Source organism: Pseudomonas brassicacearum, from assembly GCF_003732265.1.
Classification (GTDB): Bacteria; Pseudomonadota; Gammaproteobacteria; order Pseudomonadales; family Pseudomonadaceae; genus Aquipseudomonas; species Aquipseudomonas brassicacearum_D.
In genome coordinates this window covers 1-636 of the sequence record NZ_MOBK01000420.1, presented here as the reverse complement: position 1 = coordinate 636, position 636 = coordinate 1, and the positions used below count along the sequence as shown (strand labels likewise).

1 protein-coding gene is annotated in these 636 nt (G+C 60.5%); it reads right to left on the bottom strand.

All coding sequences use genetic code 11. The features are described from left to right. Positions 1-636, bottom strand: a 636-nt coding sequence (locus BK660_RS32025; RefSeq protein ID WP_148057551.1) for a HAMP domain-containing protein, incomplete at both ends; no start/stop codon positions are given.

Here is a 636-nt window from a genome sequence, read left to right as displayed (position 1 = left end):
GCTTGCTGTCCTCGTTGGATGCGGCAGACGCCTCGGCGCTGGACACGGCGTTGGCAGCGACTTCATCCACTGCTGTGCTCATCTCGGTGACCGCGGTGGCGGCTTGTTCGATCTGGTCATTCTGCTGTTGCAGGCCGCGGGTGCTTTGCTCCATCACCGAACTCATTTCCTCGGCCGCGGAAGCCAGTTGCCGCGCTGATTCGCTGATACCGCGGATGGTCGAGCGCAGATTGCCTTGCATCTCGGCGAGGGCTTCGAGCAACTGCGCGGCTTCATCTTTACCGCTACTGATAATTTCGCCACTGAGATTGCCGGCAGCAATGCGCCGCGCGACATCCAGTGCCTGATTGATCGGGGTGGTGATGCTGCGGGTCAGCAGCCAGGCCAATAGCAAGGTGGCAATCAGGGCGACCACGATGATCGACGCGACGATCCACAATGCCCGTTCATACATGGCTGCGGCGGCATCGGCGGCGTCGTCTGCACCTTGTTGATTGAGGCTGATCATCTGCTCCAGCGTCTTGTCGAGCACTGTGCCCTGCGGTGCCAGTTCGTTGCTCAAACGCGTGGCAGCCTGCTCGTTCTGCCCCGCGTCAATCTGGCTGACAATCTGGTCGAGAATGCTCAGGTATTTGC